The organism is Streptomyces caniscabiei (assembly GCF_014930365.1).
Taxonomy (GTDB): domain Bacteria; phylum Actinomycetota; class Actinomycetes; order Streptomycetales; family Streptomycetaceae; genus Streptomyces; species Streptomyces caniscabiei.
Genome location: NZ_JABXWI010000040.1, coordinates 1 through 22633 on the forward strand (window position 1 = coordinate 1; position 22633 = coordinate 22633).

Consider the following 22633-nt stretch of genomic DNA (forward strand, 5'->3'; position numbering starts at 1 on the left):
AGGGAAACGCCCGGTTACATTCCGAACCCGGAAGCTAAGCCTTACAGCGCCGATGGTACTGCAGGGGGGACCCTGTGGGAGAGTAGGACGCCGCCGAACTCCTTTTAGAGCTCTGGCTCTTGGGCATCATGCCCAAGAGCCAGAGCTTTTTTGCGTTGAGGTAGGGTCAGGGGGGCAACGTTGGCTCATTTCCCACAGGAGGCCCCCGGGTGGAGGTACAGGAGACCCGGGTCCAGACGGACCGGGTCCTCACCATCCCGAACATTCTCAGCATGGCGCGGCTCGTTGGCGTGCCCGTCTTCCTGTGGTTGATTCTCTGGCCCGAGTTCGGCGGCCCCAAGGTCGACGGCTGGGCGTTCCTGGTGATCGCTCTGAGCGGCGTCAGCGACTATCTGGACGGCATGCTGGCGCGGCGCTGGAACCAGATCAGCAGCTTGGGCCGGCTTCTCGATCCCGCGGCTGACAGGTTGTACATCCTGTCCACTCTGGTAGGGCTCACCTGGCGCGAGATTCTGCCATTGTGGTTGACCGGTGTACTTCTCCTGCGAGAGCTGGTCCTGCTGGTGATGGTGGGCATCCTCAGACGGCACGGCTATCCGCCGCCGCAGGTGAACTTCCTCGGCAAGGCGGCCACGTTCAACTTGATGTATGCCTTCCCGTTGCTCCTGCTCAGTGACGGAAACGGATGGATCTCGTCACTCGCTGCGATTTTCGGATGGGCGTTCGCCGGATGGGGTACAACGCTGTACTGGTGGGCAGGGATCCTCTACGTGGTTCAGGTCCGCCGACTCGTCAGTGCGGACGCCATGGCCGATTGAGCCCGCCCAGGGGGCGGCCGTTAGTGGCTCGATGGCCCGCGTCGGAAATGTGCGGGACAATCTGGACGGGTGAAGTCGGCTAGACCGTCTCTTCAAGGAGGACGCTTCCGACATGAAGGCCGTCGTGATGGCCGGAGGCGAAGGCACACGCCTTCGCCCCATGACCTCGAGCATGCCCAAACCGCTCCTGCCCGTGGCGAACCGCCCGATCATGGAGCATGTACTGCGGCTGCTCAAAAGGCATGGGCTCAATGAGACCGTCGTTACTGTCCAGTTCCTGGCGTCACTCGTCAAGAACTACTTCGGGGACGGCGAGGAGCTCGGTATGGAGCTCACCTATGCCAACGAGGAGAAGCCACTCGGTACCGCCGGGAGCGTCAAGAACGCCGAGGAGGCGCTGAAGGACGATGCCTTCCTCGTCATCTCCGGCGATGCCCTCACCGACTTCGACCTCACCGAGCTCATCAATTTCCACAAGGAAAAGGGTGCGCTGGTCACCGTCTGTCTGACACGGGTGCCGAATCCTCTGGAATTCGGTATCACGATCGTGGACGAGGAAGGCAAGGTCGAGCGTTTCCTGGAGAAGCCGACCTGGGGTCAGGTCTTCTCCGACACCGTCAACACGGGCATCTACGTGATGGAGCCCGAGGTCTTCGACTATGTCGAGGCCGACGTCCCCGTCGACTGGTCCGGCGATGTCTTCCCGCAGCTGATGAAGGAGGGCAAGCCGGTCTACGGCTATGTCGCCGAGGGCTACTGGGAGGACGTCGGCACGCACGAGAGCTATGTGAAGGCTCAGGCCGATGTGCTGGAGGGCAAGGTCGACGTCGAGATCGACGGGTTCGAGCTCTCGCCCGGCGTGTGGATCGCCGAAGGTGCCGAGGTGCACCCCGACGCCGTGCTCCGCGGGCCCCTGTACATCGGGGACTACGCCAAGGTCGAAGCCGGCGCCGAGATCCGTGAGCACACCGTCGTGGGCTCCAACGTCGTTGTGAAGAGCGGGGCCTTTTTGCACAAGGCCGTGGTCCACGACAACGTCTACATCGGACAGCACAGCAATCTGCGTGGCTGTGTGGTCGGCAAGAACACCGACATCATGCGGGCCGCGCGGATCGAGGACGGTGCGGTGATCGGCGACGAGTGTCTCGTCGGCGAGGAATCGATCATCCAGGGGAACGTGCGCGTCTACCCCTTCAAGACGATCGAGGCCGGCGCGTTCGTCAACACCTCGGTGATCTGGGAGTCCCGCGGGCAGGCCCATCTGTTCGGTGCCCGGGGCGTCTCCGGCATCCTCAACGTGGAGATCACGCCGGAGCTGGCCGTGCGGCTCGCGGGGGCCTACGCGACGACCCTCAAGAAGGGCTCCACGGTCACCACCGCCCGTGACCACTCCCGAGGCGCCCGCGCGCTCAAGAGGGCCGTGATCTCGGCGCTGCAGGCCAGCGCCATCGACGTACGGGACCTGGAGAACGTGCCGCTGCCGGTGGCGCGGCAGCAGACCGCGCGGGGCAGTGCCGGCGGGATCATGATCCGGACGACGCCGGGGGTCCCGGACTCGGTCGACATCATGTTCTTCGACGGACAGGGCGCCGACCTGTCGCAGGCCAGCCAGCGGAAGCTGGACCGGGTGTTCGCGCGGCAGGAGTACCGGCGCGCGTTCCCGGGCGAGATCGGGGACCTGCACTTCCCGGCCAGTGTGTTCGACTCGTACACCGGGTCGCTGCTGAGGAACGTCGACACGACCGGGATCGCCGAGTCGGGGCTCAAGGTCGTCGTGGACGCGTCCAACGGCAGTGCCGGTCTGGTGCTGCCGAGCCTGCTCGGCAAGCTCGGTGTGGACTCGTTGACGATCAACCCGGGTCTCGACGAGTCGCGTCCGACGGAGACGGGCGACATGCGGCGGTCGGGGCTGGTGCGGCTGGGCGAGATCGTCGCGTCCTCGCGGGCCGCGTTCGGCGTGCGGTTCGACCCGGTCGGTGAACGGCTGTCGCTCGTCGACGAGAAGGGCCGGATCGTCGAGGACGACCGGGCCCTGCTGGTCATGCTCGACCTGGTGGCCGCCGAGCGGCGGAGCGGGCGGGTGGCACTGCCGGTGACCACCACCAGGATCGGTGAGCAGGTCGCCGCCTACCACGGCACACAGGTCGAGTGGACGACCACGTCGCCCGACGACCTCACCAGGGTCGGCGGCGACGAGACGACGATCTTCGGCGGCGACGGGCGCGGTGGCTTCATCGTGCCGGAGTTCAGCAGCGTCTTCGACGGGACGGCGGCCTTCGTGCGGCTCATCGGGCTGGTGGCGCGGACGCAGCTCACGCTCAGCCAGATCGACGCGCGGATTCCGCGGGCGCACGTCCTGAAGCGGGATCTCGCCACTCCGTGGGCCGTGAAGGGCCTGGTGATGCGCCGGGTCGTGGAGGCGGCGGGGGACCGTTTCGTGGACACCACCGACGGGGTGCGGGTCGTGGAGACCGACGGACGCTGGGTGATGGTCCTGCCGGATCCGGCCGAAGCCGTCACGCATCTGTGGGCCGAGGGGCCCGACGACGCCTCCGCGCAGGCCCTGCTCGACGAGTGGGCGGCGGTCGTGGACAGCGCCGGCCGCTGAATCGCCTCGCACGCGCGCGTGCCGGACAGTGCCCCCAACGGGGCCTGTCCGGCACGCCGGTGGGGCCATTCGGAGGTAGTGGTCGCGACGTGCGACGATGTGCGGCATGCCGCAGCAGCCCCCCGTTCGGAGCACACCCACGCGCCCGTCGCGTCCGGACGCCTCCATGTCGCTGCTCAACAACGTCATGGACCACAGCCTCGACGACGGATACGCCGAGGCCGCCGCCCGCAGAAAGGCCGCGGGCGCCGAGGGCATGCCGAAGACGGTGCGCGCCAAGCTGGGACTCGCGGTCGGCCTGGTCCTCGCCGCCCTGGTGGTGACGGTCGGTGCCGCGCAGGCGCGGATCAGCGCGCCCGTGGTCGCAAAGGAGCGCGAGGAGCTCATCGACCGCATCCAGCGGGAGACCGCCGCCGCGGACGAGCTGGAGGACTCCGTGGACGAGCTCCGGGACGACGTGAGCGCCCGGCAGCGCAAGGCGCTCAAGGACGGCGGCGGCAGCGACGGGAACGACCTGGTGGGCATCCTGTCGGGCGCCGTCGAGGTGCACGGCCCCGGAGTCCGTCTCGTCGTCAACGACGCCAAGGGCGCCGGTCAGGGTGGTGACGGCGACCCACGGGAGACGTCCGGGTTCTCGGACACCGGTCGGGTGCGTGACCGGGACATGCAGCGGGTCGTCAACGGGCTGTGGGAGTCCGGCGCCGAAGCCGTCTCGATCAACGGTCAGCGGCTCACCGCGCTGTCGGCGATCAGGGCCGCGGGCGACGCGATACTGGTCGACAACAAGCCGCTGGCACCGCCCTACACGGTCCTCGCGGTGGGGGACGGGCAGCGGCTGAGCACCACGTTCCAGAACAGCCCCGACGGGCTGTATCTGCACGCCCTCCAGGAGAACTTCGGCATCCGGACGAGCATCTCCGTGGAGGACGACCTCAAGGTGCCGGCCGCGCCGAGCGTGATCGTACGAACAGCAGAACCCAGCGCAGAGAAGGGCACATCGTGATCGCCGTACTGGGCCTCGTCCTCGGAGTCGTGGCCGGACTGTTGGTCCGGCCCGAGGTGCCGGCGGTGGTAGAGCCGTATCTCCCCATCGCCGTGGTGGCGGCGCTGGACGCCGTCTTCGGTGGTCTGCGCGCGATGCTGGACGGCATCTTCGACGACAAGGTCTTCGTCGTGTCGTTTCTGTCGAACGTTGTCGTGGCCGCCCTGATCGTCTTCCTCGGGGACAAGTTGGGCGTCGGTGCCCAGCTGTCCACGGGCGTCGTGGTCGTCCTCGGGATCCGCATCTTCTCCAACGCCGCGGCGATCCGCCGGCACGTGTTCCGGGCGTGAGGCCGATGAGCGACCAGGACCGCACGCCGGACCCGAAGCCGGACCCGAAGGCGACTCCGGGGGCCGGAGGGGACGACACACCGACGACCCGACTGCGCCGGGAACTGCCGCAGGAAGTGGCCCCCACGGCCGCCGAGGAGCCCGGGCAGGCGCCTCAGGAGGAGAAGAGCAGGCTGACCGGGCGGCAGCGGCTGGCTCAGGGGTTGTGGCCGCCGCGCTTCACCCGTGCCCAACTCATCGTGGCCCTGCTGCTGTTCGGCCTCGGCTTCGGGCTGGCCATCCAGGTGGCCTCCAACAACGACGACAGCGCGCTGCGCGGAGCACGTCAGGAGGACCTCGTTCGCATCCTCGATGAACTGGATGACCGTACGCAGCGTCTGGAGGAGGAGAAGCAGGGTCTCGAGGATCAGCGCACCGAGTTGGAGAACAGCTCGGACCAGGCCGAGGAGGCACGCAAGCAGACGGTGGAGAAGGAGCGGCAACTCGGCATTCTGGCGGGCACGGTGGCGGCGCAGGGGCCAGGCATCACACTGACGATCGACGACACGAAGGGGACGGTCGAGGCGGACATGTTGCTCGACGCGATCCAGGAGCTGCGCGCGGCCGGCGCCGAGGCGATCCAGGTGAACGGCGTACGGGTCGTGGCCAGCACGTATCTGACCGATTCCGACGACGGGATCAGGGTCGACGGGAACAAGATCACCCAGCCTTTTCGTTTCAAGGTCATCGGCAATCCGCAGGACCTGGAGCCCGCACTGAACATCCCCGGAGGCGTGGTGCAGACACTGGAGAAGGAGCAGGCCACCGTGACCGTGGAGCGAGCGGACAAGATCGTTGTGGACGCCTTGCGAGCGGCGAAGCGGCCTGACTACGCTCGGTCGTCCTCCCAGTGAACCGCAGGTGCATGGGGCCCGTCCGGCGAGGGCATGAGGTTGCGGGGGGTCGGCGCACCGAATGGGTGGTGCGTGGTGGAAACTGTCCGGTGGGTACGGACGTTGTGAGGTTGTCCGGCTCGGCCGGTGTGTTCAGTCAGGGTTCGTCCTGCCCCACGGGCGGGTCTGTTTCGGTCAAGGGGAATCGCCCGTGAAGTTGTTTGCGAAGTTGTTCGGCAAGAGCGCGCGAGAGGGCAGCGACAACGCGACCTCCCGCCATCGCGCGCAGCCTTCGGAGGCGGAGGGCCAGGGCGGTGAGCGCCCCATGTTCCGGGACCAGGTGGCTGGTCCGGGAGGTGACATTTCCGGAGGTCAGGGCGCGCCGTCTGTTGACCCTGCCCAGTCGGGCCGCATAGGTTTCGGGGATCCGTCAACCTCAGGTGCGGGTGGAGGGTTCGCTTCAGACCCGTATGCGTCCAATGCCCCGGCGGGGCAGCCGCGGCAGGAGGATCCGTCGATGTCGGCCCTGGTGTGTACGAGGTGCGGTAACCGCAACGCGGAGAACAGCCGCTTCTGCTCGAACTGCGGCGCACCGCTGCGGGCCGGCGCGACCCCGGAGCGTCCGTCCGAGACGACCTCCACGATCTCCATCTCCGGCCTCGAGGCGTACGACTCCGAGGTCACCGGCCAGACCCAGCTGCCGGCGCTCTCTCCGGAGGCCCAGGCCGCCGTCGACGCGCTGCCGCTCGGCTCGGCCCTCCTCGTGGTGCGTCGCGGTCCGAACGCGGGCAGCCGCTTCCTGCTGGACGGTGACCTGACCACGGCGGGCCGTCACCCGCAGAGCGACATCTTCCTCGACGACGTGACCGTGTCGCGTCGTCACGTGGAGTTCCGACGGGGCCAGGACGGCTCGTTCACGGTCGCCGACGTCGGCAGCCTGAACGGCACGTACGTCAACCGTGAGCGGATCGACCAGGTCGCCCTGCACAACGGCGACGAGGTGCAGATCGGCAAGTACCGGCTGGTCTTCTACGCGAGCCAGCGGGGCTACTGACCCTCCCCCGGACCGCGTCCGGGGGGACCCCAGGGAAGGTCCATGCTTCGAACAACGAGCGGTGGTGCCGACCACGGCACCGCCGCCGCGGACAGTGGCCTGATGAGCATCGGTACGGTGCTGACCGCGCTGCGCGAGGAGTTCCCCGAGGTAACCATCTCCAAGATCCGTTTCCTGGAGTCGGAGGGGCTCATCGAGCCGCAGCGGACCCCCTCGGGGTATCGCAAGTTCAGTGCCGAGGACGTCGAGCGCCTGGGACACGTGCTCAGGATGCAGCGGGACCACTATCTGCCGCTCAAGGTGATCCGTGAGCATCTGGAGGCCCTGGAGCGGGGCGAGGACGTACGGCTGCCGTCCGTGGGGCGGCAGCGCGACGTCGGCGACGGAGAGCGTCTGGGCGGGCTCTTCGGGGAGCCCGAGGAGCCGACGGCGGCCCGGATCGGGCGCGGTGAGCTCATGGCCGGTGCGGGGATCGACGAGGACCAGCTGGCGGAGTGGGAGTCGTACGGGCTGGTGGCCGCGCTGCCGGACGGCTCGTACGACGCGGAGGTACTCACCGTCGCCACGCTTGTGGTCGAACTGGGGCGGTTCGGTATCGAGCCCCGGCATCTGAGGGTGATGAGGGCCGCCGCGGACCGTGAGGCGGGGCTCGTGGAGCAGGTCGTGGCGCCCCTGCGGCTGCACCGTAATCCGCAGACCAGGGCGCATGCGGCGGACCGGACGCGGGAGCTGGCGGGGCTCACGGTGAAGCTGCACGCCGCGCTGGTGCAGAGCGCTCTGGGCGTACGACTGCGCTGACGCGCGGTGTTCGCCTGTGGCGGATCGGTCGGCCGATCTGTGCCCGACTACCCAAACATCCCGAGCACGGCCTAGGGTTGCTGTGTGAACGAGCTCGATGTCGTAGGTGTCCGGGTCGAAATGCCCTCCAACCAACCGATCGTGCTCCTGCGCGAAGTGGGAGGCGACCGTTACCTCCCCATCTGGATCGGGCCGGGGGAGGCGACGGCGATCGCTTTCGCCCAGCAGGGCATGGCGCCCGCGCGGCCGCTGACCCACGACCTGTTCAAGGACGTGCTGGAGGCCGTCGGCCAGGAGCTCACGGAAGTGCGCATCACCGACCTGCGTGAAGGCGTCTTCTACGCGGAACTGGTGTTCGCCAGTGGGGTCGAGGTGAGTGCGCGGCCTTCCGACGCCATAGCGCTGGCGCTGCGTACGGGTACGCCGATCTTCGGCAGTGACGGGGTGCTCGACGACGCGGGCATCGCGATCCCGGACGAGCAGGAGGACGAGGTGGAGAAGTTCCGCGAGTTCCTCGACCAGATCTCGCCCGAGGACTTCGGTACGAACAGCCAGTGAGCGAGTGAGCCGGTGGGCGGTGGTGCGGGGCCGTGGGGTCCTGACACCCGCTGGTCGCCGATGCCTGGTGGGGGACGGCTCGTGGCGCGCTGGGGATGTCCGAGCCGGGCTCCGCACGGGCCGGCAGCCGGTGCGCCGTCGGGCGGCTCCGCCGGAGGGCATTCGGCTAGCCTTTCCCCGCGGAAGGGCACGGGAAACCACTCTCAGGGTGATTATCACTCGGCGTGGCGAGTGCGGTGGTCGTTGACGCACCCCGGGTGGCTGCCTACCGTCGATAAGGCAGGTCAAGGACGGAGGTCGGCGTGAGAAGCAGCGGCGACGGTACGGCTGGGGGTGCCCCCGGACGCAGGCTGGGGGACAACGGCCCGTACCCGCTTCACAGCAGCGCGGCCGGTCATGTCCCGCAGCGTCCCGCAGTGGTGCAGGACAGCGCGGAGGCGGCGTCCGAACCGCATGAGAACGTCGGCTACCGCGGTCCCACCGCGTGCGCCGCCGCCGGGATCACCTATCGGCAGCTGGACTACTGGGCCCGTACCGGCCTCGTGGAGCCGAGTGTGCGCTCCGCGCAGGGCTCGGGGACGCAGCGCCTCTACAGCTTCCGGGACGTCGTCGTCCTCAAGATCGTGAAACGGTTCCTCGACACGGGGGTCTCGCTGCAGAACATCCGCACCGCAGTCCAGCACCTCAGGGAGCGGGGCTTCAGCGATCTGGAGCGGATGACGCTGATGAGCGACGGGGCGACGGTCTACGAGTGCACCTCGCCCGACGAGGTCCATGCCCTGCTCCAGGGCGGCCAGGGGGTCTTCGGGATCGCCGTCGGGGTCGTTTGGCGTGACGTGGAAAGCGCTCTCTCCCAGCTGCACGGGGAGCGGGTGGACACCGGGGAGACACTGGTCGGCCCCAACCCGTCGGACGAGCTCGCCCGGCGGCGGAACCGGGCGGTCTGAAGGGACCGTGCCGCTCCGTGCCCGCCGCGGTCGACGACGGGCCCTGGCATTGTCAGTGGCGTAGGGCAGCATCGGAGATGTGAGAACCGCGCCCACGATCCTGCATCTCGACATGGATGCCTTCTACGCCTCGGCGGAGCAGGCGTCCAAGCCGAGTCTGCGTGGGAAAGCCGTTGTCGTGGGTGGGCTGGGGCCCCGTGGGGTGGTCGCGACCGCCTCGTACGAGGCCCGGGTGTTCGGAGTGCACTCGGCGATGCCGATGGCGCAGGCGCGCCGGCTCGCGCCGAACGCCGCGTATCTCACCCCGCGCTTCACGTTCTACCGGGCGATCAGCGACCAGGTCATGGGGCTGTTGCGGGACCTGTCCCCGATGGTGGAGCCGTTGAGCCTGGACGAGGCGTTCGTGGACCTGGAGGCCCGGGACGCCGCCTGGGACGAGGAGTCCGCGCGGCTGGTGGGTGCGCGGTTGCGGGCGGACATCCGGGCGGTGACCGGGCTGACCGGCTCGGTCGGGCTCGCGGCCTCCAAGATGCTCGCGAAGATCGCCTCCGAGCAGGCCAAGCCGGACGGGCTGGTGCTGATCGAGCCGGGCACCGAGCGGGCGCTGCTGGGGCCGATGTCCGTGCGGATCCTGCCGGGGGTGGGGCCCGCGACCGGGGACCATCTGCGGCGGGCCGGGATCACCACGGTCGAGGAGATCGCGGAGGCCGGGGAGGACGAGATCGTACGACTGCTGGGCAAGGCGCACGGGCACGGGCTGTACGCGATGGCGCTGGCGCGGGACGACCGCGCGGTCGTGGCCGAGCGGGACACGAAGTCGGTGTCGGTGGAGGACACGTACGACGTCGACATCCACGACCGGGTGCGGGTTCGGCTGGAGGTTCAGCGGCTCGCGGACCGGTGTGTGCGGAGGTTGCGGGGGGCCGGGCTGTCGGGGCGGACGATCGTGCTGAAGGTACGGCGGTACGACTTCTCGACGCTGACCCGGTCCGAGACGTTGCGGGGGCCCACGGACGACCCGGCGGTGGTGCGGGAGGCCGCGGGGCGGTTGCTGGAGGCGGTGGACACGACGGGCGGGGTGCGGTTGCTGGGGGTGGGCGTCAGCGGGCTCGCCGACTACACGCAGGAGGACCTGTTCGCCCAGGCGGCCGGTGCGGTGGATCTGGTCGAGGACGAGGCCGGGGGCGCTGTGGAGGCGCCGGTGGTCGAGGAGCATGCGGGTGGGGAGCGGCAGTGGCGGGCCGGGCACGACGTGCGGCACGCAGAGTTCGGGCACGGGTGGGTGCAGGGGAGTGGGCTCGGGCGGGTGACGGTGCGGTTCGAGACGCCGGACGACGTGGGGCCCGGGCGAGTGCGGACGTTCCGGACCGACGATCCGGAGCTGGAGCCGGCGGAGCCGCTGCCGTTGGTGCGGGGTGGGGTGACGCAGGGCTGACGCGGGTCGGCGCCGCGCGGGTGTTGCCGGTGCTTGCGGGCTGCGGGGCTGTGGGGCGCGGCTGGCGGCGTCGCGGCGAGGGTGAGTGGCGGGATCGGGAAAGGCCGGGTGGGGACGGGGCCGGGGGCAAAGGTTGCCGCGAACAGCGGGGCGGCCGACAACAGGGCCGTGAACAAGAGGGCCGCGAACAAGGGGGTGGTGAAGAAGAGGGCCGCGAACAAGGGGGCCGTGAACTGAGGGCCGTGGATGGGCGGGCCGGCGGTGAGGCAGGTGGGCTCGGGCTTGGCCTTCAGCGGCGGGAGCGGTGGTGCGGGGGAGGGCAGAGGTGGGCTCAGGGCGTTCGAGAGAGGCTGCGGTTGGGGTCTGGGTCTGGGGGCGTCAGGGCTCTTCTTTGCCTGTCACGTTGCCGAAGTCGTGGTCCAGGGGTGGGGGCGGGGCCGTGTCCAGGCCGTAGTGGTGGTAGAGCTGGAGTTCCTGTTCGGGGGAGAGGTGGCGGCCCACGCCGAAGTCGGGGGCGTCCTTGATGAGGGCGCGTTCGAACGGGACGCGGAGGGTGCCTTCGACGAGTTCGCTGGGTTCCAGGGGGACGAAGGCGTCGCGGCCGAAGAAGCCCATGCGTATCGCGGCCCACTCGGGTATGCCGGTGGCGTCGTCGAGGTAGATCTCGTCCACGGTGCCGATCTTGCTGCCCCTGCGGTCGAACGCCTTGCGGCCGATCAGGTGGCGCGGATCGATGTCGCTCTGCACGGGCCCTCCATGTGGTCGCACAACGGTGGCGAATCGTGTCTCACCACTACGAAAAGGCACATCGGGGGAGGCGGCCACTCGAAGAACCGTGCGTTGACCGCGCTGATACGCTGGCAGCGGCTGTTGACCCCGTGCGGGAGAGTCCTCCGGACACCATCCGGAGGCGCCGAAGGAGCAAATCCTCCCCGGAATCTCTCAGGCTCACGTACCGCACGGACGAGGTCACTCTGGAAAGCAGAGCGGGTGTCACGACTCCCGCTCTCACCGACGGTGAAAACCGGTCCGAACCAGGACCGGTGAAGCTCTCAGGTTGAGATGACAGAGGGGGAGGCCGTCCGGGCACCCGTGCCGTGGTGCCCCTCGAAGGTCGTGTCAGACCAGGAGGCCTCCGTAATGACCGCCCATCGCATTCCGCTCTCCGAGCTCGAACAGGGAATCCCCTTCGAGCGGCGCCACATCGGCCCGGACGCCGAGGCCAGGGCCAAGATGCTCGCGCACGTCGGATACGGCTCGCTCGACGAGCTGACGGCTGCCGCTGTACCGGACGTGATCAAGAACGCCGAGGCGCTGGAGCTGCCGGGAGCACGCACCGAGGCCGAGGTGCTCGCCGAGCTGCGGACGCTGGCCGACCGCAACCAGGTGCTGGGGTCCATGATCGGGCTCGGGTACTACGGGACCTTCACGCCGCCCGTCATCCTGCGGAACGTCATGGAGAACCCGGCCTGGTACACCGCCTACACGCCCTACCAGCCCGAGATCTCCCAGGGGCGGCTGGAGGCGCTGCTCAATTTCCAGACGGTCGTCGCCGACCTCACCGGGCTGCCCACCTCCGGGGCCTCGCTGCTCGACGAGGGAACCGCCGCCGCCGAGGCGATGGCGCTGTCCCGGCGGATGGGGAAGAACAAGAAGGGCCTCTTCCTCGTCGACGCGGACACGCTGCCGCAGACCGTCGCCGTGATCGAGACCCGGGCCGAACCGACCGGGGTCGAGGTGGTCGTGGCGGACCTGAGCGAGGGCATCCCGGCCGACATCGCCGAGCGGGAGATCAACGGGGTGCTGCTGCAGTACCCGGGTGCCTCCGGTGTCGTACGCGATCTGAAGCCGGTCATCGAGCAGGCGCATCAGCTCGGCGCGCTCGTCACCGTCGCCGCCGACCTGCTCGCTCTCACGCTGCTCGTCCCGCCCGGCGAGCTGGGCGCCGACATCGCGGTGGGGACCACCCAGCGGTTCGGTGTGCCGATGGGCTTCGGCGGACCGCACGCGGGCTACATGGCCGTACAGGAGAAGTTCGCGCGCAGCCTGCCCGGGCGGCTCGTGGGCGTCTCCGTGGACGCCGACCGACACAAGGCGTACCGGCTCGCCCTGCAGACGCGGGAGCAGCACATCCGCCGCGAGAAGGCGACCAGCAACATCTGTACGGCTCAGGTGCTGCTCGCCGTGATGGCCGGCATGTACGCCGTGTACCACGGGCCGGAGGGGCTGCGGACCATCGCCCGGCGTACGCACAGGTACGCCACCGTGCTCGCCGCGGGGCTCGCGGCCGGTGGGATCGAGGTCGTGCACGGGGCGTACTTCGACACGCTCACCGTGCGGGTACCGGGGCGTGCCGGTGAGGTCGTGGCGGCCGCGCGGGAACATGGCGTGAACCTGCACCTCGTGGACGCGGACCTGGTGTCGATCTCCTGCGACGAGACCACGACCCGGGCGCAGCTCGGTGCCGTGTGGACCGCGTTCGGCGTGGAGGGGGACGTCGAGGCCCTCGACGCCGAGGCCGGGGACACGCTGCCCGAGGCGCTGCTGCGGTCGGACGACTACCTGACGCATCCGGTGTTCCACGAGTACCGCTCCGAGACCGCGATGCTGCGCTACCTGCGCCGGCTCGCCGACCGGGACTACGCGCTGGACCGGGGCATGATCCCGCTGGGCTCCTGCACGATGAAGCTCAACGCGACCACCGAGATGGAGCCGGTGACCTGGCCGGAGTTCGGGCAGCTGCACCCGTTCGCGCCCGCCGGGCAGGCGCAGGGGTACCTCACGCTCATCCGTGAGCTGGAGGAGCGGCTGGCGGAGGCCACCGGGTACGACAAGGTGTCGTTGCAGCCGAACGCGGGCTCGCAGGGCGAGCTGGCCGGGCTGCTGGCCGTCCGCGCGTACCACCGGGCAGGCGGTGACGCGCAGCGGACCGTGTGCCTCATCCCGTCCTCCGCGCACGGCACCAACGCGGCGAGCGCCGTCATGGCCGGCATGAAGGTCGTCGTCGTGAAGACCGCCGACGACGGCGAGATCGACGTCGAGGACCTGCGGGCGAAGATCGAGCAGTACCGCGACGAGCTGTCCGTGCTGATGATCACCTACCCGTCGACGCACGGTGTCTTCGAGGAGCACGTGGCCGACATCTGCGCGCAGGTGCACGACGCCGGTGGCCAGGTCTACGTCGACGGGGCCAACCTCAACGCGCTGGTGGGGCTCGCCAAGCCGGGGCACTTCGGCGGCGACGTCTCGCACCTGAACCTGCACAAGACGTTCTGCATCCCGCACGGCGGCGGTGGACCGGGCGTCGGACCGGTGGCCGTGCGCGAGCACCTGGCGCCGTATCTGCCGAACCACCCGCTGCAGCCGGCGGCCGGGCCGGAGACGGGCGTGGGCCCGATCTCGGCGGCGCCCTGGGGCTCGGCGGGCATCCTGCCGATCTCGTGGGCGTACGTCCGGCTCATGGGCGGGGAGGGGCTGAAGCGGGCCACCCAGGTCGCGGTGCTCAGCGCCAACTACATCGCCAAGCGGCTGGAGCCGCACTTCCCGGTGCTCTACACCGGCCCGGGCGGGCTCGTGGCGCACGAGTGCATCGTGGATCTGCGGCCGCTGGCCAAGGCGACCGGGGTGAGCGTCGACGACATCGCGAAGCGGCTGATCGACTACGGCTTCCACGCGCCGACGATGTCGTTCCCGGTGGCCGGGACGCTGATGATCGAGCCGACCGAGTCGGAGGACCTCGGTGAGCTGGACCGGTTCTGCGACGCGATGATCGCGATCCGCGCGGAGATCGAGAAGGTCGCCTCGGGCGAGTGGCCGGCGGACGACAACCCGCTGCGCAACGCGCCGCACACCGCGGCCGCGCTCGGCGGGGCGTGGGAGCACGCCTACACCCGGGCGGAGGCGGTCTTCCCGGCCGGGGTCTCGCCCGCCGACAAGTACTGGCCGCCGGTGCGCCGGATCGACCAGGCCTTCGGCGACCGGAACCTGGTCTGCTCCTGCCCGCCGCTGGATGCCTACGCAGAGTAGTCGGGCGCGGATACGCGTCGGGGCCGGTTCGGAGAGTGCGCTCTCCGGCCGGCCCCTTCTTCTGTCTGGTTCTTCTGTCTGGGCGGACGTCCTGTGTGGGGACGCTCACTCTGTGCGCACGTCCGTGCGGCTCAGGCGGCTGTCACCACGCTGCCGTTCGGGCGGTGCGGCGCGATGATCTGGCCGTCCGGCAGGAGCTCACCGGTGTCCTCGAAGAGCAGAACGCCGTTGCAGAGCAGGCTCCATCCCTGCTCCGGGTGGTGCGCCACGAGTCGGGCGCCTTCCCGGTCGGCGGATTCGGCAGTCGGGCACAGTGGCTGGTGCTGGCACATGGTTGTGGGGATCTTTCGGTTTGTCGTGTGGTCTGAGTTGGTTGGTTTGTCCGACCCGCGGCTTGAAGCCTCGTTCATGGCCGCCCCCCGTTGTGATAAATCGGTCCGGTCCCAGTGTTGCCCCACGGGCGTCAATCCGCAGGCATTTCGCAGCACGGCTTCTTCACAGGTTGATGACGCATCCCTCGCGCGGACGGTTCATCCGCACCGCACTGTCCCTTCGGGTGGTTCGGCATGGTCGGATGGGGCTAGTCCGATGGTAGGGAAGGCGAGTGAATAGCTCGTACGAGCGTATTGCCGCCCGAAAGAGCGCGCATTTCCGAGAGTGGGAAGAGGGCAGAACAAGCGCCCCGCCACCGGGAAATCGGCGACGGGGCGCGAGCGGTACTCGCTGCGGGGGCGGCCCTGATTCAGGCCGGTGATCCCAGCAGGGGTGCGGGCGTGAGCCGGGTGGTCAGCACCGGGAGGAGATCGGCGACCCGGTGCGGGCGGTGGGCGGCGATACCGGGTGGTGCGGGTGCCAGTGGGACCAGCAGGTCGTTCGGCGCCGGGTGGCCGGTGGCGCCGTCGGCCGTGGGGTCGGCGTGCAGCCAGAGCGTGAGCATGTACAGCTCGGGCACCGACAGCAGGCGTGGCTGGTAGGGCTGCTGCATGACCTCGGCCTGGCGCAGGGCGAGCTCGGTGGAGGCGATGTACGGGCCCTCGAAGAAGTGGGAGAAGACCCAGCCGTCCGGGGTCAGGCGGGTCTCGGCGGCGGCCACGGCACGGTCGCCGCAGCGGATCAGGAACCGCCATCCGGCGAGCCGGGCGGTGCCCGTGCCCTCCGGGGTGATCCGGTCGAGCACGTGGACGGGCAGCGGCAGTTCGGGTGTGGCGGGGCCCGAGGCGTTCTTCAGTGAAGGTGTTCGCGCCTCGTGGACGGCGGTGGGAGAACCGAGTGCCATGAGGACGGTGCGCAGGGCGGGCGCGGGAGCCGGGGGGACATGCAACGGCATGGTGGGTCGCCTCTCAGTTCGACAGGCACGATGGCGCGAGGGCGGGGGCGGACGGCGCTGTCAGCTCTCGGGGGTCGGAGAGACGGGTGCCCGGGGTCCGGGTGCGTGGGTGGGTCCGCCGCGTGTGGTCTGACGGCAGGACCGAGGACCGCGAGTGCCGACTCTCAGCCTCGTTTGCGGAGTTTATACGACACGTGTTCACACGAGGTTTCGTCTAGCCGTTCCGAATATGAAGAGCAAGGCGGTATCCGGTCTCCGGGGCCTGCTCAGCACCCCGCTTTTCCATGGGGGTGCATCGGTGACCTCGGATTACCGGCACGTAGTGGACGGCCGGTTCTCGTCGGCGCTTTTCACGAAAGCGGAACCGGTAGAAAGCGCATGCTCTTTCTTGCCCGCTGAATGTGCCAGAAGCACGCCAAGTGAATAGTGTCGGAGGTGACCGTGTTCAGCCTAGCGTGCGCAGGTCGCGCCGGGGACGTTATCCGCGGCTCCACCGGGGCATCATCATGCGTGGACCCGAGACAGCAGTGGCCGTTCGTCGGCCTGCCCATCCAAGGAGGGACCCCTAGATGGGAGAGAAGGTCGTAGCGGGGCCGTTCGGCCTCTCCGATCGCCAGCAGTACCGCGACAAGTTGAGGCAGTGCCTGGCGGGGCTGGCGCGACTGCTGGAGGAGAAGCGGTTCGATCGCCCCAAGAACCTGATGGGTGTGGAGATCGAGCTGAACCTCGTCGACGGCGACGGGCTGCCCCGGATGATGAATGCGCAAGTGCTGGAGCGGATTGCGAGCCGAGATTTCCAAACAGAACTCGCCATGTTCAATCTGGAAGTCAACATTGCTCCACATCGGCTGGGTGGCCGGGTATTCGACCAGCTTTCCGAGGAACTGCGCACCTCCCTCGCGTACGCCGACCGCAAGGCCATCGAAGTCGGCGCGGGGATCGTGATGATCGGCATTCTGCCCACGCTGGACCGTGACGACCTGGTCTCCTCCAACCTCTCCGCGGGCGACCGCTACACCCTGCTGAACGATCAGATCGTCGCCGCCCGGGGCGAGGACTTCACCCTCGACATCGACGGGGTGGAGCGGCTCGTCTGCACCTCGAAGTCGATCGCGCCCGAAGCCGCCTGCACCTCCGTGCAGCTGCACCTCCAGGTCACCCCGGGCCGGTTCGCCGACGTGTGGAACGCCGCCCAGGCGGTCGCCGCCGCGCAGGTCGCCATCGGCGCCAACTCGCCGTTCCTGTTCGGGCACGAGCTGTGGCGCGAGTCGCGACCGCCGCTGTTCCAGCAGTCCACCGACACCCGGCCGCCCGAGCTGCAGGCACAGGGAGTGCGCCCGCGCACCTGGTTCGGGGAGCGGTGGATCTCCTCGGCGTTCGACCTCTTCGAGGAGAACCTGCGCTTCTTCCCGGCCCTGCTGCCCATCTGCGACGACGAGGACCCGATGGCGGTCCTCGACGCGGGCGGCGTGCCCTCGCTCGCCGAACTCACCCTGCACAACGGCACGATCTACCGCTGGAACCGGCCCGTCTACGGCATCGCCGACGGGGTTCCGCACCTGCGCGTCGAGAACCGGGTGCTGCCCGCCGGCCCGACCATCACCGACGTGATCGCCAACGCCGCCTTCTACTACGGCGTCGTACGCGCCCTCGCCGAGGAGTCGCGGCCCGTGTGGACGCGGCTGCCCTTCGAGGCGGCCGCCGCCAACTTCGACGAGGCCTGCCGGCACGGCATCGACGCGCGGCTCCAGTGGCCGCGCGGCCGTTACGGCGGGGTGGGGCCGGTCGACGCGGTCAACCTCGTACGGGACGAACTGTTGCCGCTCGCCGAGGCGGGGCTGGACGCGTGGGGGGTCGAGCCGGTCGACCGGGACTTCTACCTCGGTGTGATCGAGGAGCGCTGTCGGCGCCGGGCCAACGGGGCGTCCTGGCAGGTCGAAACGTTCCATCGGGCTCTTGCCAAGGGGCTCGGCCGGGACGCGGCGCTGGCCGCCACGACACGGCGCTACGGCGAGCTGATGCACTCCGGGGAGCCGGTCCACAGCTGGCCGGTCGGACTGCCGGAGCCGGTGCCGCTGGGCTGAGCGCCGCCTCCGCGGCGCCTTTCTCCCGGCCGGGCGGGGCGCTGTGGGGGACGCCGCCGGAATGTCACGGACCGCCGCGGGTGATGATGGACCCTCGGCGGGGCCGGACAACTGGAGGCGTGGGTGCAGGGGCAGGCGGAGTCGGTGGAGGGCGCGGTGCCGGGGGAGCGGCCGAGCCGACGGATTCTGAGGGACGAGACGCTCCTCGTGCTCGCGGTCTCGCTCGGCGCGAGCGGGGTGTCCGCGCTGATCAGCTTCATCGGCTCGGTCACCGAGCCCGGTGGGCTCAAGGACCAGGCGGCCACCATGAACGCCTCGGCGGCGCCCGGCCGCCCCTGGCTCGACCTCGCGTGGCAGCTCTTCGGGATCACGACCGCCCTGGTGCCCGTCGCGCTGGTCGCGCACTTCCTGCTGCGTGAGGGCGCCGGGCTGCGGACCCTCGGCTTCGACCGGACGAAGCCGTGGCCCGACCTCGGCCGGGGCGCGGCCGTCGCCGCCGTGATCGGCAGCACCGGGATCGCCTTCTACCTCGCCGCGCGCGGCCTCGGTTTCAACCTCACCGTGGTGCCGGAGGCGCTGCCCGAGGTGTGGTGGAAGTACCCCGTACTGATCCTCTCCGCGATCCAGAACGCGGCCCTCGAAGAGGTCATCGTGGTCGGGTACCTGCTGCGCCGGCTCCAGCAACTGGGCTGGTCGCCGGGGAGCGCGCTGGCCGCCAGTTCGGTGCTGCGTGGCTCGTACCACCTCTACCAGGGCATCGGCGGCTTCGTCGGCAACATGGTGATGGGTGTGGTGTTCGTGTACCTGTACCGGCGGTGGGGGCGAGTGGGCCCGCTGGTGGTGGCCCACTCGCTGCTCGACATCGGGGCGTTCGTGGGGTACGCGCTGCTGGCGGGGAAGGTGGACTGGCTGCCCACGCCGTGACGGCCGGCCGCCGACCGGTGGCCGTGCGGGTGGGGGAGCGGGCGGGCGTGGGTCAGGCGAGGAGTTCGCCGTCGATGACCGTGACCGCGCGGCCGGAGAGCAGGGTGCGCTCGCCGCGGAGCCCCGTGCGGACGTGGCCGGAGCGGGCGGAGGCCTGGAGGCCGGTGAGATCCGGGCGGCCCAGACGCTCCGACCAGAAGGGGGCGAGGGCGGTGTGGGCACTGCCCGTGACCGGGTCCTCGTCGATGCCGATGTTCGGGAAGAAGCAGCGCGAGACGTAGTCGTGGCCGGCGGCGGGGTCCTCGGCGCGGGCGGTGGCGATGATGCCGCGCTCGGAGAAGCGGCCCAGGGACCGGAGGTCGGGGGCCAGACCGAGGACCGTCTTCTCGTCGGCCAGTTCGAGCAGCAGGTCTCCTACCTGGGGGCCGGTGTCGAAGGCGCCGACCGGCTCGGCGCCCAGGGCCTCGGCGACGCCTTCCGGGACGGGGACGGGGGTCAGGGGCGCGGTCGGGAAGTCGAGCGTGAGGGAACCGTCCGGCCGCGGTGTGGCCACGAGGACCCCGCTGCGGGTGGCGAACCGAACCGGGCCCTCGTGGGTGCCGGTGCTGTTCAGGACGTGTGCCGTGGCCAGGGTGGCGTGGCCGCACAGCGCCACCTCGGCGACCGGCGTGAACCAGCGCAACGCCCAGTCGGCCTCGCCGCCCGGCGGGAGGGGGTGGGCGAACGCGGTCTCGGCGTGGTTGACCTCCTTGGCCACGTTCCGGAGCCAGTCGTCGTCCGGGAAGGCGTCGAGGAGGAGGACCCCGGCGGGGTTGCCGGAGAACGGGCGGTCGGTGAAGGCGTCGACGATACGAATACGCATGGGACGACGCTAGGCGGTCCGTGGAGCCACGAGCCAAGGCCAATTCCGGGACGGTGGACCGGTTTTCGTGGGCCACTTCGCCCCGGAGGGGCGCCCTAGGGCCCTTCTGATGGATCTCCGCGGCGTCGCGGCGCCCGGCACGCACGCTCGCCGCACGCCGCGAAGGGCCAGGTGGCTCCGCCACAAGACCCTCCACGCCGCACGCCGAGCGCACGCACCGAACGTCGCTCCTTCTCCCACGGAGATCCATCAGAAGGGCCCTAGTGGACGGAGAAACCGCCGTCGACGAAGAGGGTCTGGCCGGTGATGTAGCCGGCCGAGCGTCCGGCGAGGAACACCGCGGCTCCGGCGAAGTCGTCGGGCAGACCGTTGCGGCCGGTCAGGGTGCGGGCGGCGAGGGCGGCCACCTGGGCCGGGTCGGACGACAGCCGGGTGTTGAGCGGGGTCGGGACGAAACCGGGGACCAGGGTGTTGCAGGTGACGCCGTGGGGGGACCACTCCTCGGCCTGCGAGCGGGCCAGCGACTCCAGGGCGCCTTTGGAGACGCCGTACGCGCCGCTGCGGACGAAGGCCCGGTGCGCCTGCTGCGAGGTGATGTGGATGATGCGTCCGTGACCCCGCTCGGCCATGCCGGGCCCGAAGCGCTGGCCCAGCAGGAAGGGCGCGTCCAGGTTCACGGCCATGGTGGTGTCCCAGACGTCCTCGCCGAGCTCGCTCAGCGGGGGACGCAGGTTGACGCCGGCGCTGTTGACGAGGATGTCGGGTTCGCCGAACGCCTCGACCGCCCACTCCGCCGCCGCGCGCACACCAGCTCGGGTGGCCAGGTCGCCGCTCACCCAGGCCGCCCGACAGCCGTCCGCCGTCAGTCCGTCGACCGTGGCCGCCAGTTCCGCCTCCTTGCGCGCGATGATCACCACGCTCGCCCCGGCCCGTGCGAGAGCCGTGGCGATGGCCTTGCCGATGCCGGAGCTGCCGCCCGTCACCACGGCGACGCGGCCGTCGAGCGAGAACAGTTCGGCGAGGTAGCTGTCGGAGATCATTCCCGCACCCTAGGGGGCACCGCCAGGTGTCGGTGCGCGGGGTGGCGGGGTGGGACGGCGGGAGGACTTGTGGTTCAGGGGTTGTCGGACGACAGGTTCCGATATATCGTTGAAGCATCGCGACAGATCAACGATGGAATGGAGTGATGATGATGCGTTCCCGTGGACAGGACTTCGGATTCGAGCGTGGGCATGGATGCCGCGGTGGGGAGCACCCCCGCGGCCGAGGTGACGCCGACGCGTCTCGCGCTGCCTTCGGGCCGTTCGGGCCGGGCCATGGTGGGCCCGGACCGTTCGGACCCTTCGGGGGAGGCCCCTGGGGCGGGCGAGGCCGAGGCGGGCCCAGGGGGAGGGCGCGGCGCGGCGATGTGCGTGCCTCGATCCTGGCCCTCCTCAAGGACAGGCCCATGCACGGCTACGAGATGATCCAGGAGATCGCCGAGCGCAGCGGCGGGGCGTGGAAGCCCAGCCCCGGCTCGGTGTACCCCACCCTCCAGCTGCTGGAGGACGAGGGGCTGATCGCCAGCGCGACCGAGGGCGGCAAGAAGCTGTTCTCGCTCACCGAGGCCGGTCGCAGCGCGGCCGACGAGGGGCCCGAGGCCCCATGGGAAGAGGCCTCGCGCGGGGTCGACTGGGAGGCGCTGAGCGAGATCCGGCAGGCCGGCTTCGGTCTGATGGAGGCGTTCGGCCAGGTCTGGAAGACCGGCGACAAGGACCAGCGCGACAAGGCGCTGACGGTGATCAACGAAGCCCGCAAGAAGCTGTACCTGATCCTCGCCGACGAGGACTGAGGGACGGCAGCGGAGTGAGGTGCGGAGCGCCCCCCGGAGGATTCCGAGGGGCGCTTTCGCTTGTCCGGGCGAGTGGCGAGTGGCGAGTGGCGGGTGGTGAGAGGTGAGTGGCGGGTGGTGAGTGGCGAGGTGGTGAGGGGGGCGAGGGTGGGCGCTCGTCAGGCCACGAGTGCGCCCAGCTTGCGCAGCGACTCGGCGAGCGCGGCCGTGGCGGAGTCCCTGAGCTTGCCCGCCATCAGGGAGACGGCGGCGCCGGTGAATCGGCCGTCGACGCGGACGGTCGTGGCGTCGCCGTCGGGGGTGAGGGTGTAGCGGGTGGTGAGGTCCACGGCCATCGGGCCCTTGCCCCGGATGGCCAGGGTGCGGGCGGGCTCCAGCTCCGCGATGGTCCACTCGACCTCCGCCGGGAAGCCCATAAGCCTCAGGTTCTCCTGGAAGGTGCCGCCCACTTCGAGGACCTCCGGGCCACCCTTGGGGAAGCCGGTGTGGGTCGTGTTCCACTCGCCGTACGCGGGCCAGTCGACGAGCCGGGCCCAGACCTGCTCGGCGGGTGCCTCGATGCGTGCCTCCGCGCTGACATCGGCCATGCGACAACCCCTTCGTCTCGGACGCTGGTGTCGCGGAACGTAGTCCCGGGCCCCGGAACATTCAATACTGATGAACCGTCAGAAACCGGCGGAGGGCCCGGGGCGGTCCGGGCGCCGGGTCACCTGGCGGATCAGTGCCGCGTCGAACAGGTCGCACGCGCGGGGCAGACGGCTTTCGTCGTGGCAGTGCCAGGCCTCCCAGAACAGGTCGGCGGGCAGGGCGCTCTCGGGGGCGTACACCCGGTACACGTACTGCCTGCCGTCGATCGCCGGCAGCGTCACCAGCCAGCACCCGCTCTCCATGGGGTGGGGGACGAGCGCCGGTGCCGTGCGGTTGCGCATGGGGCGTGGGGGACAGAGGTGCGCGCCCCTGGGGCGTGCGGGCCGAATCTCATCCGTAGGGAGGAGAGGCGGGTCCTCCCTACGCAACCTGTGTGGGAGACCAAGATGCTTCCTTTCGTGGATGACCCGGAGGCGGTGGGACTGATGGGGTGGGGGGCGTGCGACACCCCATTCCCCGGCAGTCGGCCGCAGCCCCTGGTCCGGACAACGTGGAGATCGACGGCAGAC

Annotated in this window: 21 protein-coding genes, 1 rRNA gene and 1 riboswitch; of the genes, 15 read left to right on the forward strand and 7 right to left on the reverse strand. The window is 70.0% G+C overall.

All coding sequences use genetic code 11. The annotated features are described in order from the left end of the window. The 11 genes from rrf to HW837_RS47365 all read left to right on the forward strand — a co-directional run. Nucleotides 1-99: ribosomal RNA gene (gene rrf, locus HW837_RS47315) — 5S ribosomal RNA — on the forward strand; the annotation flags it as partial. A gap of 110 nt (nt 100-209) precedes the next feature. Beyond that, nucleotides 210-818 carry a cardiolipin synthase ClsA gene (locus HW837_RS47320; RefSeq protein ID WP_045563416.1) on the forward strand — a complete coding sequence of 203 codons (609 nt, stop codon included), beginning with the start codon at nt 210-212 and terminating at the stop codon, nt 816-818. A 112-nt stretch (nt 819-930) separates the two neighbouring features. Further along, nucleotides 931-3426: a mannose-1-phosphate guanyltransferase gene (locus HW837_RS47325; RefSeq protein WP_045563415.1), complete on the forward strand. Its 2496-nt coding sequence runs from the start codon at nt 931-933 to the stop codon at nt 3424-3426. Nucleotides 3427-3523: 97 nt separating this feature from the next. Next, a complete protein-coding gene (locus HW837_RS47330) occupies nt 3524-4429 on the forward strand; it encodes a DUF881 domain-containing protein (RefSeq protein ID WP_086786747.1) in 906 nt (301 codons plus the stop codon). Beyond that, a complete protein-coding gene (locus tag HW837_RS47335; protein WP_009343209.1) occupies nt 4426-4758 on the forward strand; it encodes a small basic family protein in 333 nt (110 codons plus the stop codon). Before HW837_RS47330 ends, HW837_RS47335 begins: the two co-directional genes overlap by 4 nt. Nucleotides 4759-4763: 5 nt before the next feature. Further along, nucleotides 4764-5651 carry a DUF881 domain-containing protein gene (locus tag HW837_RS47340; RefSeq protein WP_045563413.1) on the forward strand — a complete coding sequence of 296 codons (888 nt, stop codon included), beginning with the start codon at nt 4764-4766 and terminating at the stop codon, nt 5649-5651. Between the two features lie 61 nt (nt 5652-5712). Beyond that, on the forward strand, nt 5713-6684 hold the full coding sequence (locus HW837_RS47345; protein ID WP_078853998.1) for an FHA domain-containing protein: 972 nt from the start codon (nt 5713-5715) through the stop codon (nt 6682-6684). Nucleotides 6685-6726: 42 nt separating this feature from the next. Beyond that, the gene (ftsR, locus tag HW837_RS47350; protein ID WP_045563412.1) at nt 6727-7482 is read left to right on the forward strand and encodes a transcriptional regulator FtsR; all 756 of its coding nucleotides are present in this window, start codon (nt 6727-6729) and stop codon (nt 7480-7482) included. A gap of 84 nt (nt 7483-7566) precedes the next feature. Further along, nucleotides 7567-8040 (forward strand): bifunctional nuclease family protein, encoded by a 474-nt coding sequence (locus tag HW837_RS47355; protein ID WP_005475662.1) that lies wholly within the window; start codon nt 7567-7569, stop codon nt 8038-8040. A gap of 419 nt (nt 8041-8459) precedes the next feature. Next, nucleotides 8460-8987, forward strand: a complete 528-nt coding sequence (locus HW837_RS47360; RefSeq protein ID WP_045563417.1) for a MerR family transcriptional regulator — start codon at nt 8460-8462, stop codon at nt 8985-8987. Between the two features lie 79 nt (nt 8988-9066). Next, the gene (locus HW837_RS47365; protein WP_193380845.1) at nt 9067-10422 is read left to right on the forward strand and encodes a DNA polymerase IV; all 1356 of its coding nucleotides are present in this window, start codon (nt 9067-9069) and stop codon (nt 10420-10422) included. A 378-nt stretch (nt 10423-10800) separates the two neighbouring features. Here HW837_RS47365 and HW837_RS47370 read toward each other — a convergent pair whose 3' ends face one another. Beyond that, nucleotides 10801-11169 carry a PRC-barrel domain-containing protein gene (locus tag HW837_RS47370; RefSeq protein ID WP_045563410.1) on the reverse strand — a complete coding sequence of 123 codons (369 nt, stop codon included), beginning with the start codon at nt 11167-11169 and terminating at the stop codon, nt 10801-10803. A 124-nt stretch (nt 11170-11293) separates the two neighbouring features. Then, a riboswitch (glycine riboswitch) is annotated at nt 11294-11390 on the forward strand. A gap of 172 nt (nt 11391-11562) precedes the next feature. On the opposite strand from HW837_RS47370, the gene gcvP reads away from it, so the two are divergent. Continuing rightward, nucleotides 11563-14448, forward strand: a complete 2886-nt coding sequence (gene gcvP, locus HW837_RS47375) for an aminomethyl-transferring glycine dehydrogenase (RefSeq protein WP_093789660.1) — start codon at nt 11563-11565, stop codon at nt 14446-14448. Nucleotides 14449-14579: 131 nt separating this feature from the next. Here gcvP and HW837_RS47380 read toward each other — a convergent pair whose 3' ends face one another. Beyond that, nucleotides 14580-14780 carry a DUF5999 family protein gene (locus HW837_RS47380; RefSeq protein ID WP_045563408.1) on the reverse strand — a complete coding sequence of 67 codons (201 nt, stop codon included), beginning with the start codon at nt 14778-14780 and terminating at the stop codon, nt 14580-14582. Between the two features lie 410 nt (nt 14781-15190). Continuing rightward, entirely contained in the window at nt 15191-15775 is a 585-nt protein-coding gene (locus HW837_RS47385) for a hypothetical protein (protein ID WP_045563407.1), read from the reverse strand. A 569-nt stretch (nt 15776-16344) separates the two neighbouring features. On the opposite strand from HW837_RS47385, the gene HW837_RS47390 reads away from it, so the two are divergent. Continuing rightward, the gene (locus HW837_RS47390; protein ID WP_033528928.1) at nt 16345-17859 is read left to right on the forward strand and encodes a glutamate-cysteine ligase family protein; all 1515 of its coding nucleotides are present in this window, start codon (nt 16345-16347) and stop codon (nt 17857-17859) included. Between the two features lie 123 nt (nt 17860-17982). Then, nucleotides 17983-18783, forward strand: a complete 801-nt coding sequence (locus tag HW837_RS47395) for a CPBP family intramembrane glutamic endopeptidase (protein WP_193382532.1) — start codon at nt 17983-17985, stop codon at nt 18781-18783. A gap of 52 nt (nt 18784-18835) precedes the next feature. Here HW837_RS47395 and HW837_RS47400 read toward each other — a convergent pair whose 3' ends face one another. Continuing rightward, nucleotides 18836-19645 (reverse strand): PhzF family phenazine biosynthesis protein, encoded by an 810-nt coding sequence (locus tag HW837_RS47400; protein WP_045563405.1) that lies wholly within the window; start codon nt 19643-19645, stop codon nt 18836-18838. Nucleotides 19646-19905: 260 nt separating this feature from the next. Continuing rightward, complete coding sequence (locus HW837_RS47405; protein WP_193380847.1) at nt 19906-20685, reverse strand: SDR family NAD(P)-dependent oxidoreductase; 780 nt, start codon at nt 20683-20685, stop codon at nt 19906-19908. 152 nt (nt 20686-20837) lie between these two features. On the opposite strand from HW837_RS47405, the gene HW837_RS47410 reads away from it, so the two are divergent. Continuing rightward, the gene (locus HW837_RS47410; RefSeq protein ID WP_078853999.1) at nt 20838-21476 is read left to right on the forward strand and encodes a PadR family transcriptional regulator; all 639 of its coding nucleotides are present in this window, start codon (nt 20838-20840) and stop codon (nt 21474-21476) included. Nucleotides 21477-21634: 158 nt separating this feature from the next. Here HW837_RS47410 and HW837_RS47415 read toward each other — a convergent pair whose 3' ends face one another. Both HW837_RS47415 and HW837_RS47420 read right to left on the reverse strand, forming a co-directional pair. Further along, nucleotides 21635-22063 carry a type II toxin-antitoxin system Rv0910 family toxin gene (locus tag HW837_RS47415; protein ID WP_045563402.1) on the reverse strand — a complete coding sequence of 143 codons (429 nt, stop codon included), beginning with the start codon at nt 22061-22063 and terminating at the stop codon, nt 21635-21637. 78 nt (nt 22064-22141) lie between these two features. After that, nucleotides 22142-22366 carry a hypothetical protein gene (locus HW837_RS47420; protein ID WP_177261847.1) on the reverse strand — a complete coding sequence of 75 codons (225 nt, stop codon included), beginning with the start codon at nt 22364-22366 and terminating at the stop codon, nt 22142-22144. Between the last annotated feature and the right edge of the window lie 267 nt (nt 22367-22633).

Bases quoted from the DNA above. Each gene is read 5' to 3' on its own strand.
- HW837_RS47340 (WP_045563413.1), top strand. From the start codon at position 4,764: ATGAGCGACCAGGACCGCACGCCGGACCCGAAGCCGGACCCGAAGGCG.
- gcvP (WP_093789660.1), top strand. From the start codon at position 11,563: ATGACCGCCCATCGCATTCCGCTCTCCGAGCTCGAACAGGGAATCCCC.
- HW837_RS47385 (WP_045563407.1), bottom strand. From the start codon at position 15,775: ATGCCGTTGCATGTCCCCCCGGCTCCCGCGCCCGCCCTGCGCACCGTC.
- HW837_RS47400 (WP_045563405.1), bottom strand. From the start codon at position 19,645: ATGCGTATTCGTATCGTCGACGCCTTCACCGACCGCCCGTTCTCCGGC.
- HW837_RS47330 (WP_086786747.1), top strand. From the start codon at position 3,524: ATGTGCGGCATGCCGCAGCAGCCCCCCGTTCGGAGCACACCCACGCGC.
- HW837_RS47415 (WP_045563402.1), bottom strand. From the start codon at position 22,063: ATGGCCGATGTCAGCGCGGAGGCACGCATCGAGGCACCCGCCGAGCAG.
- HW837_RS47410 (WP_078853999.1), top strand. From the start codon at position 20,838: ATGCGTTCCCGTGGACAGGACTTCGGATTCGAGCGTGGGCATGGATGC.
- HW837_RS47390 (WP_033528928.1), top strand. From the start codon at position 16,345: ATGGGAGAGAAGGTCGTAGCGGGGCCGTTCGGCCTCTCCGATCGCCAG.
- ftsR (WP_045563412.1), top strand. From the start codon at position 6,727: ATGCTTCGAACAACGAGCGGTGGTGCCGACCACGGCACCGCCGCCGCG.
- HW837_RS47325 (WP_045563415.1), top strand. From the start codon at position 931: ATGAAGGCCGTCGTGATGGCCGGAGGCGAAGGCACACGCCTTCGCCCC.
- HW837_RS47405 (WP_193380847.1), bottom strand. From the start codon at position 20,685: ATGATCTCCGACAGCTACCTCGCCGAACTGTTCTCGCTCGACGGCCGC.
- HW837_RS47380 (WP_045563408.1), bottom strand. From the start codon at position 14,780: ATGTGCCAGCACCAGCCACTGTGCCCGACTGCCGAATCCGCCGACCGG.
- HW837_RS47345 (WP_078853998.1), top strand. From the start codon at position 5,713: ATGGGTGGTGCGTGGTGGAAACTGTCCGGTGGGTACGGACGTTGTGAG.
- HW837_RS47420 (WP_177261847.1), bottom strand. From the start codon at position 22,366: ATGGAGAGCGGGTGCTGGCTGGTGACGCTGCCGGCGATCGACGGCAGG.